The organism is Vulcanococcus sp. DEBay_Sum29NL08_54, assembly GCF_017859255.1.
GTDB lineage: Bacteria > Cyanobacteriota > Cyanobacteriia > PCC-6307 > Cyanobiaceae > Vulcanococcus.
Genome location: NZ_JAFMNJ010000007.1, coordinates 49,345 through 67,235, shown reverse-complemented (window position 1 = coordinate 67,235; position 17,891 = coordinate 49,345). Strand labels below are relative to the sequence as shown.

The following is a 17,891-nucleotide window of genomic DNA, read 5'->3' as shown; positions in this document are numbered from 1 at the left end:
GCCTGAACCTTAAACCGCTTGGACCGCAGTCAAAGAGTTGGTTACTTGATGTACTCCTTGAGAACGCCATTGCGGTTGGGGTGCCGCAGTTTGCGCAGGGCCTTGGCCTCGATCTGGCGGATGCGCTCGCGGGTCACATCAAAGATCTGCCCGATCTCCTCGAGGGTCTTCATCCGACCATCGTCCAGGCCGTAGCGCAGGCGCAGCACATCGCGCTCACGGGGGCTCAGGGTTGCCAGCACGCCCTCGAGATCTTCCCTCAGCAGGTTCTTGGCGACGTCCTGCTCAGGATTCTCGATATCAGCCTCAATGAAGTCACCCAGGCGGGAGTCTTCCTCCTTGCCAATCGGTGTCTCCAGCGAAATCGGCAGCTGAGCACTCTTGGCAATGAAGCGGAGCTTCTCGATGGTCATCTCCATCGATTCAGCAATCTCCTCTTCAGTGGGCTTGCGGCCGAACTCTTGAGAGAGGGTCTTGGTGGTCTTCTTGATCCGAGAAATGGTCTCGTACAGGTGGACCGGCAGACGGATCGTGCGGGACTGATCCGCAATCGCGCGGGTGATCGCCTGACGAATCCACCAGGTGGCGTAGGTCGAGAACTTGTAGCCCTTCTCGTGATCGAACTTCTCGGCGGCGCGAATCAGGCCGAGGGAGCCCTCCTGAATCAAATCCTGGAAGCTCAGGCCCCGATTCATGTACTTCTTGGCAATCGACACCACCAAACGGAGGTTCGACTGGACCATCTTTTCCTTGGCGCGGCGACCCAACATCAGGCGCCGGCGGAACTTGACCAGGGGCATCTCGACGAGAGCCGCCCACTCCTTGGTGTCGGGGTAGTGGCCGTTGTCTGCCTCGAACTGGTTCGCTAGCTCCTCGAGCTGCAGCAGGTCCGCAATTTTGCGGGCCAGCTCAATCTCCTCGTCAGGACGCAGCAGTCGAATCCGGCCGATCTCTTGGAGATAAACCCGGATGGAGTCTTCGGTGTAGACCCCCTTCGGCCCGATCTTGATGCTCGCCAGGGCTTTGGCGGTTTTCGCTGCATCCTTCTCCGTGGCCTTGGCATCGGCAGCTGGAGCCTTACCCGCCGCTGCAAGCAGCTGATCAGCCGCCTTGTCCAGGTCGGCGGCCGCGGCCTTCTTGCTGGTGGCTTTCGATGCCGCAGCCTTTGTGGAAGCAGCCTTGGTCGATGCAGGCTTTTTGCTGCTGGCGGCCTTGGTGGAGGCCGCTTTCGTCGATGCAGCCTTCGTGGCCTTGGCCTTGGTTGGGCTGACCTTGTTCGCGGCCTCGGCGTCCTTCTTGGTCTTGCTGGCGGCCTTGGCCTTCGTCACCTTGACGGTCTCACCCGAAGAATTGGCCACGGCGAGGATTTCAGCAGCGGGCTTTTTGGCCGTCGCAGCTGCCTTCGTGGTCGTCTTGGTGGTCGCTGACTTCTTTGTCGCAGCAGCAGGACTCATCGCGTTCGGCTAGATGATGTTGAGGCGGTTGACACGTCAGACGCAGACCCGACCAAGCCAAGGGCGAGGTGCCAATCATCGATCGACCGGAGTCGGCGAAGGGCCGCATCGATCGGGCGACAGAGCCGGTCAAGGCTCAATGACCCATGGGAACGATGAATTGGTGGGGCGTCAACGAACCCAGCAGACTTGCCAAGGGACTTGGCGGCGTGCTGAGGGGAATAGAAAGGGTGGGAAACGGGGCCAGAAGCCCAGCAAGGCTGTCAGGGGTGGTCGCAGATCGGGCGCGCAGCAGTGCTGGCTGTCCTCAAGATCTTCCCGCTGGACGGAACTTTGCCGGGTTCCGACTGCAGCCCTATGGACTGCTCAACAGACTCATCTTAAGAAACTCCCAAGAGCTTTGCAAGAGTGACCGGCCCCACCCCAGCAGATGGCCAGGGTTCCTGGGTCCAGGTCTGGCTTGAGGCGGGCCGTGAGGGGCAGGTGTTCACCTACAGCAACCCCAAGCAACTCCCCTGCGCCAGAGGGGATCTGGTGCAAATTCGACTCCGGGGACGGCGCCACATCGGGCTGGTGCTGGAGCTGCTGGATGAACGGCCCGCGGCCTTAGCCGGCAAAGCCCTGCAACCGATCGAAACCGTCCATCAACAGGCCGCTGTTGAGCCCGACTGGCAAAGCCTGATTGAGACGGTTGCGCAACAGTGCCGAACCACCTCCTTCCGAACGCTCAAAGCGGTCCTACCCCCTGGCTGGCTTGGGCAGCGCCCGGCCGCAGCGGCTCAGCGGCCGCGGGAGCAGCTCTGGCTCGAGCTGATTCAGCCCCCCACGGAAACGGAGCGCAGCAGCTGGAGCGACGCCCAAAGCCGTCTGCTCCAGGTGCTGGAGGCCCACGGCGGCCAGTGCTGGCAAACCCAGGCCCTCGAGGCCGCTCAGGTCAGCCGCTCGGTCAGTGACACCCTGCAGCGCCGGGGAATCCTTCGACGAGAGCGGCGCCCCTTTCAGGCCGAGGAGGTGATGCGCCCAGGGGGCGACGGCAGCATCCCCAAGCAGCTCACTGAGGATCAAGCCCAAGCGCTAGCCGCCATTGAGGGAGCTCCACCAGGAAGCCAGCTCCTGCTCTGGGGGGTGACGGGGGCTGGCAAGACGGAGGTCTATCTCCAGGCCGCCGCGCGCGAGCTTCAAGCGGGACGGTCCGTGTTGCTGCTGACCCCAGAGATTGGACTCATTCCCCAGCTGCTGGACCGCAGCCGAGCCCGTTTTGGTGCGGCGGTGGCTGAATACCACTCGGGTTGCAGTGATGGCGCGCGCATTCGAACCTGGCGCCACTGCCTCGATAGCCCCTCTCCGCTGCTGGTGGTGGGCACCCGTTCGGCGATCTTTCTACCGCTCAAGCAGCTGGGCTTGGTGGTGCTCGATGAGGAGCACGATCGCTCCTACAAACAGGACAGCCCGATGCCCTGTTATCACGCCCGAGACGTGGCCCAACTGCGGGTTCAAGCCAGCGGGGCCAAGTTGATCCTCGGCAGTGCCACCCCAAGCCTGGAGACCTGGCACGCCTGCCAAGGCCCCCAGGCGCAGTGCCAGTTGGTGCGACTCCCCAAGCGGATTGGCAGCAGTGTCCTGCCACCGGTCCTGGTGGTGGACATGCGGCAGGAACTGGCGGAGGGCCACCGGCGTCTGGTGAGTCGGCCGCTGATGGACCGGCTCCAGACCCTCAAAGAACGGGGGGAGCAGGCGGTCGTGCTGGTGCCCAGGCGGGGCTACAGCAGTTTTTTGAGTTGCCGCAGCTGCGGCGAAGTGGTGCAGTGTCCCCACTGCGACGTGGCTCTCACGGTGCACCGGCAACGGGAGCGCTCCTGGCTGCGCTGCCACTGGTGCGACCACCGTGCAGAGGTGGAGCGCCGCTGCGGCCATTGCGGCTCCACGGCCTTCAAGCCCTTTGGGGCCGGAACGCAACAGGTGCTGGAGCACCTCTCGGGCGAACTGGAGGAGCTGCGGCTGCTGCGCTTCGACAGGGACACCACCCGCGGGCGCGATGGCCATCGGCAACTCCTTGAGCGGTTTGCCCGCGGGGAAGCCGATGTCTTGATCGGAACCCAGATGCTCGCCAAGGGGATGGATCTGCCGCGGGTGACCCTGGCTGCCGTGCTGGCCGCCGATGGGCTCCTGCATCGACCCGATCTGCGGGCCGCAGAGGAAAGCCTGCAGCTGCTGCTGCAATTGGCCGGCCGTGCGGGGAGAGGGGACCGTCCTGGGGAGGTCCTAGTGCAGACCTACAGCCCCGAACATCCCGTGATTCGCCATCTGGTGGATGGCCGCTATGAAGCCTTTTTGAAGGAGGAACTCCAACAACGGCAGGCCGCATCCCTGGTTCCCTTTAGCCGGGCCTGCCTGTTGCGCCTCGCGGGACCATCCGCCAGTCGAACCGCGACGGCCGCCTCCAGCCTGGCGGAACACCTGCGTGCGGCGCTGATGCAGCAGGGGTGGCTGCTGATCGGACCAGCTCCAGCACCGGTGGCCAGGGTGGCGGGGAACAGCCGCTGGCAGCTCCTGCTGCACGGACCAGCCGACTCTGAGCTTCCACTGCCCATGGAGACAGAGCTGCGGGCCCTGCTCCCCAATGACGTCAGTCTGGCGATCGACCCAGATCCGCTGGAGCTCTAGGCCGGCAGCTGGGGCAAGCCAAAACCAGCGGCAATGCGCAGCCGCTGAAGCAGTGCCACCAGCAGCAGGAGCAGGCTGATGGCCAGGGTGCCCAGGCCAAGCTTGCTCCAGCGCCAGCAGGAGAGCTGGAGCGTATTCACCGCCCCGGGCTCAAGGCGCCAACGGACAACCTCAGGCTCGCCCTTGCCCCGACGCATGGCGCGGGCGGGGATGGGCCCAGAGGACTGAATCGCACGCAGCGGAAGTGGTTCGAGGGCAACGCTCAACTGCAATCCAGGCAGGGGCTGGAGCGTCTCCAGATCCAGCTGGATGGCCAGCCGCTGACGCACGCCGATCAACCAGTTGCGCTCCTGGAAGTCCAGTTCAGGTGCGGGTAGATCCAGGTTGGCCAATGCAGCACCCTGCTCAAGACTGTCCTGCAGCAGCCTCAAAGCCTGAGCAGCAGGCAGCACCGGCGAGGCCAGCGTCAGGCGGCCATGGTCTTGATCCACGCGCAGGGAGCGGCCGCGCAGCCCTTGCCGCCATTGGCTCTGCCAAGGAAGGGGCTGATCCGTCTGGGATTGACTGCGCTGCTCAAACTGCAGGCGTCCAGGGCCGGGGAAGCGCAGCTGGGTCTCGAGGTCAACGCACCCACCGAGCAAAGCCGTCAGCAGTAAAAGAACGATCGCCACGACAGCGAAACCCAAGGGAGCCTGGGTGGGTCCAGTGGGCGGTGGTGGTGGCTCTGGGGGTCCGCGGCGGCGGCGGCGTTGACGGGCCATCGCCTTGAGCTCGCCCTCCAGGGGCTTCATCTCCCCCAGGCTCGGAAGGGTCATCGACCACTCCCTGGGCCTCACCAAGGCCGGCGCGTCAAGGATCTCCTGGAGGTCCTTGGCCTGGGCGCGCAGGGTGGTGTCGCGGCAGGCCCGAAGGCTGCGGCAGGTCGCCGCGGCGGCCTTGTGATCCCCACGCCCCAACTGGGCCGTGGCCAGCAGAAGCCGGACCTCTCCCCCCGCCCGGGTCATCGCGCCGTGGGCTTGCAGCAGCGGCTCCAGCAAGCGTTCACAGGTGCCGTAGTCGCCCCTCTCCAGGGCTGATCGTGCCGGGAGAAGCGTCGCTGGATCAAACGGCTCCGCGGGCTGGGCCGCGTTGGACTCCTCCACCGGCACCTAGAGGTTGGTTCGGCCGGTGACCATCGTGCCGATGCCCGCGTCGGTGAACACCTCCAGCAAGAGCGCATGGGGCGTTCGGCCATCGACGATGTGGGCGGCGGCGACCCCCTGGGCCAAGGCGCGAATGCAGCATTCGGTTTTCGGCGTCATCCCACCGGCCACGACACCGCTGCTGATCAGCTCGCGGGCGCCGGAGAGACTCACGGAGCGAATCAACGAACTGGGGTCTTCCCGGTCCCGCAGGATCCCCGGGGTATCGGTCAGGAGAATCAATTTCTCCGCTTCCAAGGCTGCAGCCAACTCCCCAGCGACGGTGTCGGCATTGATGTTGTGGGCTTGGCCCTCGGCGTCGGCTGCCACCGAGGAGATGACGGGGATGTAGCCGGCATCCAGCAAGGGGAAGAGAACAGACGGGTCCACCGCAGCCACATCCCCCACCAGGCCATTGGTCCCATCGCCATAGGTGCGAGCCCGCACCAGCGGGCCATCGCTACCGGAGAGGCCCACGGCCCTGGCGCCCAGACGATTCAAGCCGTTGACGATCTGCTTGTTGACCCGGCCCACCAGGACCATCTCCACCACATCCATGGTGTCCGGGCAGGTCACCCGCAGGCCATTGCGGAATTGGGGCTCGATGTTCAGGCGCCCCAACCACTCATTGATCTCGGGCCCGCCGCCGTGCACGACCACCGGCTTCACGCCGACCGAAGCAAGCAGCACCAAGTCGCGATAGACCGCATCGCGCAGGTCTTCGCGAACCATGGCCGCACCGCCGTATTTCACGACGACGCGGCGGCCGGAAAAACGTTGGATGTAGGGGAGGGCTTCACTCAGCACCGACACCCGCAGGGCGTCAGTGCGATCAGCAGGACGTTCGCTCAAGGGAGGGACTTGTCTCGAGAAGAGGGGCCTAGATGTGCTCAGGTTTAGCCAGCAGCAGGCAACAACTCAAGGAGCACCTCACCTTTGGAGGGCTCACTGAGCTCTGCCCGCAGGCCGCGATCGAAGAATCGGCCCAGTCGGTCCTGTTTCTCCTGCCAACGCTCGAAGGGAACCGCTTCACAGCGAAACCGCATCGCAACGGCATAGCGACCGTCGACGGCGCGCTCAAGCACGCTGATCAACTGAGGGGGCTCATCCTCATCCCAGAGCTTGAGGGCCTCCAGGGAGCTCTCGAGGTGAGCCTTCTGGCCATAGCGCCAACGGGTGACGTCTTTCACCAGCTTGCGGAGGGTCTTACTGGCGGCCTGCTCACGCAGGGCAACCGCATCTGGCTCTGCCTCCAGGAGCTCTGCAGGGGGCAGTTCGGAGGACTTGAGAGCCAACCCACCCAAGAGGATCGGGATGCCGTAAAAAATCGTCGGCAGGCTGAGGTTCGGATTGGAGGTGGCGTAGCCAATCCAGCCAATGACCGAGAGGGCCGCACCAGCCAAGGTGACTAGGCTGCCGGGGGAAGCGATTGCGAGCATGCAGGCATCTTCGGTCAACGGGGGGCAGGAGCCCAACCCCGCGCAGGATGCCCCCAGCACAGCGGAGCTGGTTGAACAGCTGCAACGGGACCGGCTCTGGTTGTTGCAGCAGCTGGACCAGGGACGTTGGCCAGAACTGCGCTTAGACCTGGCCGCCCTGGAGCGTGAACTGGGTCAGCTGCTGGAGCAGGCCCAAGAACGACTCAGCCCCAGCAGCTAAGCGATCAGAACGGAATCTCGTCCTCGCCCTCGGGAAGGTCAGGAACCAGGGGTGCGGTGTTCCAGGTGGGAGGCTGCTGCTGTGCGGGGGCGGCACTGCGGACAGGGGCAGGAGCCGAAGCCGGTGCAGCAGCCGGTGCAGCAGCGGCGGGACGAGGGGCGGCACTGCCACCGCCACTGCTACCGAGGGGATGCAGGCGGGAGAGCGTGAATTCAGCGCGCTTTTCCTTGGTCCCGTCCTGGCGGCTCACGGTGTTCATCCGCAGACGACCCTCGACCATCAGCCGCTGGCCAACCTGCACACGGTTCTGCAGGTCCTGAGCAAGACTTCCCCAGCCGACAACCTTGAGCTGACCCGCCGGATCATCAGGACGCAGCCCATCGAACTGAACGGCCATCTCCGCCACTGGAGTTTGGTTGTCCTGGGTGTATCGAACCTGAGGCGCCTCCAGCACCTCCACCTCCAGCAAGCAATGGTTCACAGGACCGGTCAATGGCACGGGGCCACATCCTGATGCAAGGCCTGGAATTTCACCAGGGGGATTCCTCGACCTCGGCCCCTGCCGAGACGATCTGGTTGGTCTCAGGCACCGGGGATGGTCCGCCCCTGGCCCAGGCCTTGCTGCAGCAGGGCTGGAACGTCCTGGTCAGCGTGGTCAGCGCCTCCGCCACACGGGCCTATCGGTCCCACCCCAATCTGCGCTTTCAGGTGGGGAAGCTCCAGGAGGATGAGGCCGTTGATCAACTGCTGAGGACGCTCAGACCCCGCTGGGTGCTCGATGCCTCCCATCCCTTCGCCGCAGTGATCAGCGGCAGGCTGCAACGGCGCTGCCAGGCCATGAACCAACCCCTGCTGCGACTGCAACGGGAGACCCCTCGCCTGCCTGAAGGAACCCGGATCCATGGGATCCAACAGTTCGAGGATCTGCGTTCCATCGCGCTGGGGGGAGAGCGACTGCTCCTGGCCATTGGCTCGAGACACCTCCAAGCGGCCCTGCGCCAGAGCTCCGCTTCGCAGCACTTCGCGCGAATCCTCGACAACCCGGAGAGCCTGCGTCTTGCCCTAGCGGCAGGCTTTGAACCGCAACAGCTGGCCTGCGTGCGGCCCGGGGCTTTGCCGGAGGGCGCCATCGAACGCGCCCTCTGCCGGCGCTGGGGGATCAGCGCCGTGCTCTGCAGGCAATCCGGGGGACTCACCCAGCAGATCTGGCAGAACCTCAGCCAGGAGCTGGGCCTGCAGTTGATCCAGATCCGCCCCCCCGCAGAACAGCTGCCAGTAGGCCTGACACCGGAAGGAATCCTGCGTCAAGTTGGGGCAGCGCAAGCGCGGTCATGAGCCCATCGTTGATCCTGGCCCTCACCACCGAGGCCAACACAGAGACCGCCGAGGCCCTCGCCCGCGTTCTTCTGGAGAGGCGTCTGGCGGCCTGCGTCGCCCTGCGACCGCAACGGGCCCTCTACTGGTGGCAGGGACAGATCGAGGACAGCGCGGAGGTCGAGCTGCTGATCAAAACCACTCGAGAGCAGCAGCAGGCCCTGGAGGCCGCCGTCCATGAGCACCACAGCTACGAGACACCCGAATGGATCGTCTGGAGTGCAGAAGCCAGCCCTGGCTATGGAGCCTGGGCTGAAGCGGCCTGCCGCCCTAGTTGAGGTGCGTCTGGGCGAGGGCCTTCAGATCGACCTGGGAGCGGGGACCCAGCTGGGTCACCACCTGACCAGCGCAGAGCGAGGCGAGCTGACCACAGCGCTCCAGCGATTCGCCCTGGGTATAGGCATGCAGGAAACCACCGGCATAGAGGTCACCGGCGCCCGTGGTGTCCACGAGCGGGCCCAGGTTGAAGGGCTTGATGGCGATCGATGAATCGCCGCTGAGAATCACAGAACCCTGCTCGCTGCGGGTCAAGGCGGCGATGCGGCAGCGGCCGCGGACAGCCTGGGCGGCCTCATCAAAACTATTGGCCTTGTAGAGGGAGGTGATCTCCATCTCATTGGCAAAGAGAATGTCGACATGGCCGTCGACCAGCTCAAGGAAGCTGTCGCGATGGCGTTCCACGCAGAACGCATCGGAGAGGCTCAGCGCCACTTCGGCACCGTTCTCTTTCGCCACCTTGGCGGCCGCAAGAAAAGCAGCCTTGGCGTCGTCGCTATCCCAGAGATAGCCCTCGAGGTAGAGCACCTTCGCCTGGGCCACCATCTCGAGATTCAGATCGCTGGGATCGAGGCCAACCGAGGCACCCAAGTAGGTGCACATGGTGCGCTGCGCATCCGGTGACACCAGGATCAAGCAGCGTGCGGTCGAGGCCCCGGCCGTTGCTGCGGGGGTCTCATAACGGGTCCCCACAGCACGGATGTCATGGGCAAAGATCGTGCCCAATTGGTCATCCCGCACCCGACCAATAAAGCCAGCACGCCCGCCAAGCTGGGCAATGCCAGCCAGGGTGTTAGCCGCGGATCCCCCAGAGGTTTCCAAGCCAGGGCCGAGCTTGGAGTAGAGCGACTCGGCTTGGTCCTGATCAATCAGGGCCATCGTGCCTTTGGTCAGGCCAAAGCCCTCGATGACGGCATCGTCGGCCTGAACAAGCACGTCAACGATCGCGTTGCCGATCCCGACAACATCCAAGGTCTTCACTTCAGGCATGGGAATCAGCGGCTCAGCAGGGCCCGCTTGGGACCGTGAATGGGGTCTTCGACCACGATGGTTTGGTCGCGATCAGCACCCAAGGAAACGATCGCAATCGGCACTTCCATGAGCTCAGCAAGGAAGCGGAGATAGCTCATGGCCGTCGGGGGAAGATCCTCAAGGCGGCGGCAATCAGCCGTGGAGGTCTGCCAACCCGGCAGGGTCTCAAAGATGGGCTGACAGCGAGCGAAATCCTCAGCGGAGCCGGGGAAATGCTCGATGCGCTGGCCATCGAGTTCATAGGCCACACAGACCTGGATCTCGTCGAGTTCATCGAGAACATCGAGCTTGGTGATGGCCAGGCAATCGAGACCGTTGACCTCAACGGCATAGCGGCCGATCACCCCGTCAAACCAACCGCAGCGGCGGCGACGTCCGGTGGTGGTTCCAAATTCACCACCTCGATCGCAGAGGTGGTCATTCAGGCTGCCCTCCAATTCCGTAGGGAAGGGACCTTCACCGACGCGGGTGGTGTAGGCCTTGGCCACACCGATCACGCGGTCAATCAGGGTCGGACCGACGCCAGCACCAATGCAGGCACCACCACTGACTGGATTCGAGGAGGTGACGTAGGGGTAGGTGCCGTGATCGAGATCCAGCAGGGTGCCCTGGGCACCCTCAAACAGGATGTTCTTTTTGGCCTTGGCCGCCTGGTGAATGGTGCGGGTGCAATCGACGACGTGGGGAGCCAAGCGCTGGCCATAGGCCACGTACTCAGCAACGACGGCGTCGAAATCCAGGGGCTCGATGCCGTAGATCTTTTGCAGGATCTCGTTCTTCTCCGCCAGCGGACCGGCCAAACGTTCCCGAAGGCGCGATTCATCCAGGATGTCGATCACCCGGATCCCGTTGCGCTGGGACTTATCGGCGTAGGTCGGGCCAATGCCACGGCCGGTGGTGCCAATGCGCTGATCCCCGCGGCGCTGCTCCATCGCCTGATCCAACAGGCGGTGGTAGGGCATCGTCACGTGGGCCGTCGCGGCCAAACGCAGGTCGTCGACCGGGATGCCGTTCTCAGCGAGCATGTCCAGCTCACCGATCATGACCTTGGGGTCCACAACGGTGCCGGAGCCGATCAGGCAGACGGTTCCTGGGTAAAGAATGCCGGAGGGAATCAGGTGCAGCTTCAGCACCTTGTCGTCCACAACAATCGTGTGGCCGGCATTCACACCGCCCTGATAACGGACGACCACATCGGCCGAACGACTCAGGAGATCGGTGATCTTGCCCTTCCCCTCGTCACCCCATTGAGCACCGATGACGACAACGTTGGCCAAGGACACAGCGGCCCGCAGCCGCTTCTAAGCACAAGGATCAAGGATCTCAGATGGGGTGACCCTCCGTCAAAACAATCACGGAATTGTTTGGATTAAAAAAGCGGCCCGGATGGGCCGCTTTGGGTTCAAACAACGAAGGCGGAGACGATCAGGCGCCGCGCACGACACCAGTCTCAGCTTTTTTGAGCTCCTTATTCAGGCGCTCCTTCAGGGCATCGGGGACGGGGCGATTTGGGTAGTTCGCGTAGTGGCCCGCCAGGGAGTTCAGGGCCGTCTGCATCGTGGTGAAGGAGGCCAAGCCGTTGAATTTGGCCTGGGGGCGGTAGCGGGCCATGTAGTCATTGATCAGGGCCCGTGCCGAGGTCTCCGCCTCACTGCGGCCAGGATCATCAGCCGCAATGGCAATGGTGGCCATCAGCTGATCCGCGACGACAACCGTGTCCTCCGCGTAGTTACCGGTCAGGGGACCCGAGCTGCCAGAGCAAGCCGTCACCAGCAGGGTCAGGCCCAGGCAGACAGCCAGCAGGGCTGCTTTGATTCGACGCCAACCAGCTGCCATCGGACTCGGGATCAACTTGAGCGGGATCCTAGGGGGCCTCGGAGGCCAGAAGTCCTTGACGCTCCAGCAGGAGCTGGGGCAGCAAGGTGGCTTCCAGCTGGTCGGCCGCGAGGTCCTGTTTGGCACCAGTGGAGCGCTGAACCAACTCCACCTGCCCCTCAGCCGCGCCGCGACCGACCACGACCCGCCAGGGAATTCCGAGCAGCTCTGAGTCCTTGAACTTGACGCCAGCCCGTTCAGAGCGGTCGTCGAGCAGCACATCAACGCCGGCCGCCTGCAACTGGTCGTAGAGACGTTCCGCCAAGTCCACCTGCTCCGTTTCTTTGACGTTGGCGATCACGACAATCACCTCATAGGGAGCGATTGCGGTGGGCCAGCAGATTCCATTGGCGTCGTGGTGTTGCTCGACGGCGGCCTGGGCCAGCCTCGATACACCGATGCCGTAGCAGCCCATCCACAGGGGCTCCTCCTGGCCGGACTCATTGGTAAAGGTGGCGTCCAGGGCCGTGGAGTACTTCCTGCCAAGCTGGAAGATGTGCCCCACCTCAATGCCACGGCTGGCTTCGAGGGTTTGGCTGGGGTCATGAATGCAGCGATCTCCGGGCTGCGCGGAGCGCAGATCGGCTGAATCAGGAGCCCCCCCGAGCGCAGCCCAGCTCACGCCCAGCCGATGGGCATCACGCTCATTCGCGCCGCAGATGAAGACCTCCAAGGCCTTGGCGGTGCCATCGGCAAAGCGCTCAAAGCGGGTGGCCCAAGACTTGGCACCGGAGAGCACCACGTCGCTCAAATCCGGCCCGATGTAGCCAAAGGGAATCCCCGTCAGGCCTTGCTTGGCCGCCTCATCGGGCTGCAGTGCTTGCAGGTCCAAAAGGGTGCCGTGCTTAGCCGAGAGCCGGTGACTGACGGCATTGCTCAACTTGACCTCATTGAGCTGCTGGTCGCCCCGCAGGGAGACGAGCAACGGCTGCTGCAGACCGTCTTCAAAGCGAGCCAGCAATAGGAGCACCTTGACCACCTGCGTGGGGTGCCAACCCTGGGCCTGGCTCAGGGCCTCAATGGTGCTTTGACCAGGGGTCTCGATCCGCTCCACAGCCGAGCCGGGCGGAAGCGGCTGGGGCTCGGGTGGTAGGGAAACCGCCCGCTCTTGGTTCGCCGCGTAGCGGCCATCGCCGGCGGCCAAGATCAAATCCTCACCGGATTCAGCCGTGACCATGAATTCCTGGCTGGCCGAACCGCCGATGGCACCACTGTCGGCCTCGACGGCGACGGCCCGCAGGCCACAACGCTGAAAGATCCTGCGGTAGGCCTGGTCCATCAGGCCGTAGGTCTGCTTCAGGCAGTCCTCGTTGGCGTGGAACGAATAGGCGTCCTTCATGATGAATTCGCGCCCACGCATCAGACCGAAGCGGGGACGAATCTCATCGCGAAACTTGGTCTGCACCTGATACAGGTTGACCGGGAGTTGCCGGTAGGAACGAAGCAGATCAGCGGCGAGTGCCGTGATCACCTCCTCGTGGGTCGGGCCGAGACCGAGCTCGCGACCTTGACGGTCCTCAAGGTGAAACATGATCCCCTCACCGTCGGTGTACCCGGCCCAGCGCCCGCTGCGCTGCCAGAGCTCAGACGGCTGGAGCTGGGGCAGGAGCGTCTCCAGGGCACCCGCCGCGTTGAGTTCCTCGCGGACAACGGCTGAGACCTTCTGAAGGACGCGCCAGAGGAGGGGGAGATAGGCGTAGATGCCGCTGCCAATCCTGCGGATATAGCCGGCTCGCAGCAGCAGCTTGTGGGAGGCAATCTCAGCCTCGGCGGGGTCATCCCGCAGCGTCACCAGCATCAGGCGGGAGACGCGCATGGGATCCGAGCAAGGAAAGAGGCCGGAAGCTATCACCTGCTCGAGCAGCCCTGGAGCCAGCATTTGCAGCCCCACGAACCGTTCCGTCCCACCCGCTTAAAAAAGCGCCACAAGTGAAGCGGAAATCAAGACGAAATTTCAGTTGCAGAGAGGAAAGCCTGCTAGTTTCCGCTGGATTCCAACCCGTCGCACGCACGTCTCATGAACCCCCATTCGTTCACTTCAGGAATGGGGCAAGGGATGGCCAGTGCAGCCGCTGCGATTGAAGCCAGTGCAGAAGGCGCAGCCAATAGCTCCGAACAATCCGAGAACCTGATTGGCATCGACGAAGTTCAGCGTTCGTTGAACCGCTCACGGGCCTCGGTCTACCGCTACACCAACACCGATCCGCGCAACCTCAACCCGCCTTTCAATCCCCGCAAACTCAACCCCGAGTACCGCAGCGATCAGAAAGAACCCTTGATGTTCCACCCCAATGAGGTGGCTCGCTTCGCCCGGGACGTCCTGCGCATCAAGGAAGTGACCGTTGAGGTACTGAACTCCCCTTCAACGGCAACCCAGCAACTCCTGGGTTCGATCCTCGAAGAACTGCGCACGATTCGAGAGCTTCTGGACTCCAGCAATCTCAGCCCCACCACCCTCGATAGCCGGCGGGATCAGCACGAGCAAGAACGCCCCGCGGCATAGACGCTGCACCTGACAGTCCCATCGCCGGATGTCAGGATGCACATATCTAATCTGTACTGAGGGTTTTCATTAACCCCCTCGATGGACTCAGACCCCCCTCCCCGAACCAGCGGATCCGCTCCTGCGGCTCAGGCTCCGGCCACCACGCAAGCCGCAAGCAGCAGATCCACCCCCGTGTTGAGCGAATCGAGCGAGGAACCCTTTAGTTCCAGCCCGATTTACGACTCCGCCGCTCCCCTTCTGGGCTTTGTCGTTGCCGTCTGCACCATGGTGATTCCCATCGCCAGCGTGCTGGGCAGTCGATCGGGTCCCGCTCAGGTAGCGGCTCCCCCCTCTGGCGTGATCGAGCAACCCAGCCATGGATTTGCGCAGTCTGCAGGCCTCCCCGCGGCCAGGGCTAGTGAACCTGGTGGTGGAGATTCCAGCTGGAAGCCGCAATAAATACGAGTTCAACCAAGAGGCTGGAGTGATGGCCCTCGATCGGGTGCTGCACTCCTCCGTGCGCTATCCCTTCGACTACGGCTTTATCCCCAACACCCTCGCAGAGGACGGCGCTCCTCTGGACGCGATGGTGATCATGCACGAACCCACCTTTGCCGGATGCCTGATCCAGGCCCGTCCCATCGGCATCCTCGACATGCTCGACGAGGGGGCCCATGACGGCAAGCTCCTCTGCGTTCCTGCGGCCGATCCCAACCAACGGGGCATCAACAGCATTCGACAGATCGCTCCGGTGCAGCTGGAAGAGGTGGCCGAATTCTTCCGGACCTACAAGAGCATGGAGGGCCGGGTCGTCGACATCCTGGGGTGGCTCGATGCGGACGCCGTCCCTGCGCTGATCGAAGCCTGCAGCGCCGCAGCGCAACAGCCTTAACCCCGCTTCTGCAGCAAGAAGCCTTCAAAACCCAGGGCCTGAAACACCCGGGCCGGATCACCAAAACCAGCGGCGTTGACCAGGCTGGTGAGACGGGCCAGACCGATGGGATGCAAACCCTCCGAGGCCAACTGATCGCGGGTGAGATCGAGGCCACTGGCGCGCTGGAAGCGATCCCAGGCCGCATCGAGCTGGGGCTCCAACGACGTCAGGGAGCTGCGCATCAAGTCAACCAAGACCAGCTGAGCCCCGGGCTGCAGGCACTGGGCTAGGGCGCTCAGATAGGCCAGTTTGCTGCCGTCATCAGGAAGGGACTGAAGCACCAGCACCGAAAGGGCGCCGGCGTAGCCACCGGCTTCGGCGTCAGCGGCGACAAACCCCTCGACCGTGTCTTGATGCCAACGAATGGGAACCCCTTCACCCAGGCGATCGCGCGAGGCCTGGAGCATCTCGTCGCTGGGATCCAAGGCCGTCAGCCGCCAATCCGGACGCTGCGCAACCGCTTCCAGAAGCTCCGCGCCGGTGCCGCAGCCCGCCACCAGGACGGATGATCCCTCGATCTGAGCCTGGGGTGAACTGCTGAGCAGGGCCACGGCCAGGCGAGCCAGACTGCCGTAGCCGGGAATGACTTGGCTCTGGAGACGGTCGTAACCCGCTGGATGCACCGTTTCGGCCAAAGAAAGGCCAATGCTAAGCAGCCCAATGCGACACGGCAGGACGCTGCATTTGGTGTCAGCCGCAGCAAACAACGTCAAAGAACGTCTGCGGCCAGGTAGGTTTGTCGGCGCCGAAGATCCCCGCCCGACCGTGCCCACCATCCGTTTTGAACAGGAAGGCCAGCAGGTCGGATGCATTGAAGGGGCCAACCTTCGCAAGGCTGCCGTGGATGCAGGCGTCAATCCCTACGGCGGTCTGAACAACCTCAATAACTGTGGTGGTGTCGGCCAGTGCGGCACCTGCGTCGTCGAGGTGGTTGAGGGCATGCAGAACCTCTCCCCCCGTAGCGACGTCGAGCAGGTCTACCTGGCTGACCGTCCCGCTAACTACCGCCTGAGCTGCCGCACCAGCGTCAACGGTGATGTGACCGTTCGCACCCGCCCCCAAGGCGGCACCGGCAGCGGCTCCAACAGCCTCGTGGGCGCCATCAAGAGCCTGCTGGGCAAGTGAGCAGCAGCCGTCTTCGGCTCTTCAGTTATCCCAAGTGCGGCACCTGCCGCAAAGCCCTGCAATGGCTTGACCAGCAGGGCTTTTCTGTTGGGAATGGGAATCTCGAGCTGATCGATATCACCCTCAAGCCCCCGGGCCTGGACGACCTGCGCCTGGCCTTCAACAGCCTGGGGCGCAAGCGGCTGTTCAACACCAGTGGCCAGAGCTATCGCGCCCTTGGTGCCGCAGCCGTGGCTGCACTCAGCGATGACGAGGCCCTTGCTGCCTTGGCTGCCGACGGGAAGCTGATCAAGCGTCCCTTCGCGATCACCGAAGCCGGCACGGCCCTGGTGGGATTCAAGCCTGAGGAGTGGCAGGCGGCTCTGGGCTAAGCGGCACAGGCGCTGTCAGTTCATCGAGTTCCTCCATCAAGGCGCCGATGCCGGCGCGGTTGACCTGGGCCAAGTAGTTCAACTTCACCTGCTGGAGCAAGCCGCAGAGCAGCTCCTGACTGCGCTCCAGGGTGTCCCCGCGCTCCAGAGCCGCCGCCAACTCCTCCCAGAAGCGATCACCGAAGCGCTGCAGCAGTTCCGCCTGCCGGTCATCGCTCTGTGCCAAGCGATCCGCAGTTGTCCGGGAGAGCTCAACGACGGTCTCCACCATGCTGGCGGTGAGCTGACGGGCCAGGGCAGAGGGAACCACCGCCCCCCCAGGCACCTCCCGCAGACTTTGCTCGAGGGCATGGCTGAGCAGGGACTGCAGCTCTGGGGTCAGCCTGGGGGTGACCTGGCCGAGCACCATCGGTCCCCACAACTGCAGCAAACCCAGGAGGGGCTGCTCGAGCTGGGGGGGTAGCGCGCTGACACTCTGGTGGCTGCGCAGGCTCCGAATCATGCGCGGCCACTGGGGAGATCGAATCAGCGATTGGGTGCCATCCACCAATTGCAGAGCCAAAACCTCAAAGAGCTCCAACGCCAAGAGCGAGACGACACCGCGACTAATCACGGCCCGCAGCGGCTCGACATTGATCATCCCCGTCTGACTCAAGCGCTCCACCACCGGCGCCAGGCGCATCCAGCGCCAAAAGGGCAGCAACAGCGGCAGATCGATCCAACGCCGCAGCAGGGCATCCCGCCAACTCAGGCCTGGGAAGCGCCGCCGCAAACGCAGCATCCGCAGCAGGATGTCGAAGGCAAAGACGCTTTGAAAGAGCAGAAGGTCGTAGCGCCAGAAGTGATCGCTGGGGCGGCCGTTCTCATCAATGGAGCGCCAATAGCTCGTGGCCACCAGCGGCAGGATCTGCTGCTGCCAGAAACGCCGCTCCTCCTCCCAGGAGTGTTGCTGTAGCCAGCCGTCCGAGAGCAGGCGCTGGGCGGACTGCTTGGCGGAGTCCAAGCCAGCGCGCTGACGCAGGCGGTTCTTGATTTTCTCGAGGGTGCCGCTGTTGCCTGAGGCGGCAAAGGGGTTCTCGTTGATCATCGCCTCGGTCAGTGCCACCTGTTGACGGCGCAACTGAACCGAACTGCTCAAGGGAGCGGGTTTGAGCAGGGCCCCATCCAATTGGTCGAACTGCTGCAGATAGCCCTGGGTCTCCCGATGGGGCTCAATGCCCTTCACCGGGTCGTAGAGCGGGGTGATGTTGGGCAGAACCGTCAGCGGAACCACCAGCGGCACCTGGGGAATCGGGGTCAGATTCCGTTGCAACCAGAAGGTGCGGAAGGGGACATAGGTGATGTCAAAGACCACCCAGACCAAATTGACCGTGGCCCAAAGGGCAATGGTCCGATCCCAGATCAACCAGCTGCGCGCCGCGCCGGTTCGCTGAACGGACAACCAACGCGGACGAACCATCG

General features: G+C 63.8%; 19 protein-coding genes. 8 read left to right on the top strand and 11 right to left on the bottom strand.

All coding sequences use genetic code 11. From position 1 onward, the window contains the following. Positions 1-41: 41 nt before the first annotated feature. The gene (rpoD, locus tag QZ186_RS04180) at positions 42-1,454 is read right to left on the bottom strand and encodes an RNA polymerase sigma factor RpoD (RefSeq protein ID WP_296415931.1); all 1,413 of its coding nucleotides are present in this window, start codon (positions 1,452-1,454) and stop codon (positions 42-44) included. Positions 1,455-1,862: 408 nt separating this feature from the next. Here rpoD and priA point away from each other — a divergent pair, with 408 nt between their 5' ends. Beyond that, positions 1,863-4,118 (top strand): primosomal protein N', encoded by a 2,256-nt coding sequence (priA, locus tag QZ186_RS04175; protein ID WP_296415928.1) that lies wholly within the window; start codon positions 1,863-1,865, stop codon positions 4,116-4,118. Here the strand turns inward: priA and QZ186_RS04170 are convergent. Genes QZ186_RS04170 through QZ186_RS04160 form a run of 3 tightly spaced genes read right to left on the bottom strand, consistent with a single transcriptional unit; the run spans position 4,115 to position 6,738 of the window. Beyond that, entirely contained in the window at positions 4,115-5,260 is a 1,146-nt protein-coding gene (locus tag QZ186_RS04170) for a DUF3153 domain-containing protein (protein ID WP_296415926.1), read from the bottom strand. The genes priA and QZ186_RS04170 overlap by 4 nt on opposite strands. A 6-nt stretch (positions 5,261-5,266) precedes the next feature. Beyond that, the gene (gene argB / locus QZ186_RS04165; protein ID WP_010316686.1) at positions 5,267-6,151 is read right to left on the bottom strand and encodes an acetylglutamate kinase; all 885 of its coding nucleotides are present in this window, start codon (positions 6,149-6,151) and stop codon (positions 5,267-5,269) included. Between the two features lie 44 nt (positions 6,152-6,195). Further along, a complete protein-coding gene (locus QZ186_RS04160) occupies positions 6,196-6,738 on the bottom strand; it encodes a DUF2854 domain-containing protein (protein ID WP_296415925.1) in 543 nt (180 codons plus the stop codon). Between QZ186_RS04160 and QZ186_RS04155 the strand changes: the two genes are divergently transcribed. Next, entirely contained in the window at positions 6,737-6,958 is a 222-nt protein-coding gene (locus QZ186_RS04155) for a hypothetical protein (RefSeq protein ID WP_247477948.1), read from the top strand. The genes QZ186_RS04160 and QZ186_RS04155 overlap by 2 nt on opposite strands. Before the next feature lie 4 nt (positions 6,959-6,962). On the opposite strand, the gene QZ186_RS04150 is transcribed toward QZ186_RS04155, so the two are convergent. Further along, the gene (locus QZ186_RS04150) at positions 6,963-7,439 is read right to left on the bottom strand and encodes a single-stranded DNA-binding protein (RefSeq protein WP_296415924.1); all 477 of its coding nucleotides are present in this window, start codon (positions 7,437-7,439) and stop codon (positions 6,963-6,965) included. A gap of 11 nt (positions 7,440-7,450) precedes the next feature. On the opposite strand from QZ186_RS04150, the gene QZ186_RS04145 reads away from it, so the two are divergent. Further along, complete coding sequence (locus QZ186_RS04145; protein WP_296415922.1) at positions 7,451-8,293, top strand: precorrin-6A/cobalt-precorrin-6A reductase; 843 nt, start codon at positions 7,451-7,453, stop codon at positions 8,291-8,293. After that, positions 8,290-8,610, top strand: a complete 321-nt coding sequence (gene cutA / locus QZ186_RS04140; protein WP_296415921.1) for a divalent-cation tolerance protein CutA — start codon at positions 8,290-8,292, stop codon at positions 8,608-8,610. Before QZ186_RS04145 ends, cutA begins: the two co-directional genes overlap by 4 nt. On the opposite strand, the gene QZ186_RS04135 is transcribed toward cutA, so the two are convergent. From QZ186_RS04135 to QZ186_RS04120, 4 genes are all read right to left on the bottom strand, one after another. Continuing rightward, on the bottom strand, positions 8,603-9,598 hold the full coding sequence (locus tag QZ186_RS04135) for an adenosine kinase (protein ID WP_296415920.1): 996 nt from the start codon (positions 9,596-9,598) through the stop codon (positions 8,603-8,605). The genes cutA and QZ186_RS04135 overlap by 8 nt on opposite strands. A gap of 5 nt (positions 9,599-9,603) precedes the next feature. Further along, positions 9,604-10,917, bottom strand: a complete 1,314-nt coding sequence (locus tag QZ186_RS04130; RefSeq protein WP_010316677.1) for an adenylosuccinate synthase — start codon at positions 10,915-10,917, stop codon at positions 9,604-9,606. A 148-nt stretch (positions 10,918-11,065) separates the two neighbouring features. Further along, the gene (gene psb27 / locus QZ186_RS04125; protein ID WP_010316676.1) at positions 11,066-11,476 is read right to left on the bottom strand and encodes a photosystem II protein Psb27; all 411 of its coding nucleotides are present in this window, start codon (positions 11,474-11,476) and stop codon (positions 11,066-11,068) included. Between the two features lie 28 nt (positions 11,477-11,504). Continuing rightward, entirely contained in the window at positions 11,505-13,331 is a 1,827-nt protein-coding gene (locus tag QZ186_RS04120; RefSeq protein ID WP_296415919.1) for a proline--tRNA ligase, read from the bottom strand. A gap of 240 nt (positions 13,332-13,571) precedes the next feature. Here QZ186_RS04120 and QZ186_RS04115 point away from each other — a divergent pair, with 240 nt between their 5' ends. Then, the gene (locus QZ186_RS04115; protein WP_010316672.1) at positions 13,572-14,018 is read left to right on the top strand and encodes a hypothetical protein; all 447 of its coding nucleotides are present in this window, start codon (positions 13,572-13,574) and stop codon (positions 14,016-14,018) included. 358 nt (positions 14,019-14,376) lie between these two features. Then, the gene (locus tag QZ186_RS04110; protein WP_247477932.1) at positions 14,377-14,892 is read left to right on the top strand and encodes an inorganic diphosphatase; all 516 of its coding nucleotides are present in this window, start codon (positions 14,377-14,379) and stop codon (positions 14,890-14,892) included. On the opposite strand, the gene QZ186_RS04105 is transcribed toward QZ186_RS04110, so the two are convergent. Then, positions 14,889-15,557, bottom strand: a complete 669-nt coding sequence (locus QZ186_RS04105) for a class I SAM-dependent methyltransferase (RefSeq protein ID WP_232197283.1) — start codon at positions 15,555-15,557, stop codon at positions 14,889-14,891. The genes QZ186_RS04110 and QZ186_RS04105 overlap by 4 nt on opposite strands. Positions 15,558-15,699: 142 nt before the next feature. Here QZ186_RS04105 and QZ186_RS04100 point away from each other — a divergent pair, with 142 nt between their 5' ends. Continuing rightward, positions 15,700-16,059, top strand: a complete 360-nt coding sequence (locus QZ186_RS04100; RefSeq protein WP_247479943.1) for a 2Fe-2S iron-sulfur cluster-binding protein — start codon at positions 15,700-15,702, stop codon at positions 16,057-16,059. Then, positions 16,056-16,430, top strand: a complete 375-nt coding sequence (locus QZ186_RS04095; RefSeq protein WP_296415916.1) for an ArsC/Spx/MgsR family protein — start codon at positions 16,056-16,058, stop codon at positions 16,428-16,430. The genes QZ186_RS04100 and QZ186_RS04095 overlap by 4 nt, the downstream gene beginning before the upstream one ends. Here the strand turns inward: QZ186_RS04095 and QZ186_RS04090 are convergent. Then, a complete protein-coding gene (locus QZ186_RS04090) occupies positions 16,396-17,889 on the bottom strand; it encodes a hypothetical protein (RefSeq protein WP_296415915.1) in 1,494 nt (497 codons plus the stop codon). The two genes, QZ186_RS04095 and QZ186_RS04090, sit on opposite strands and share 35 nt — an antisense overlap. Positions 17,890-17,891 lie beyond the last annotated feature (2 nt).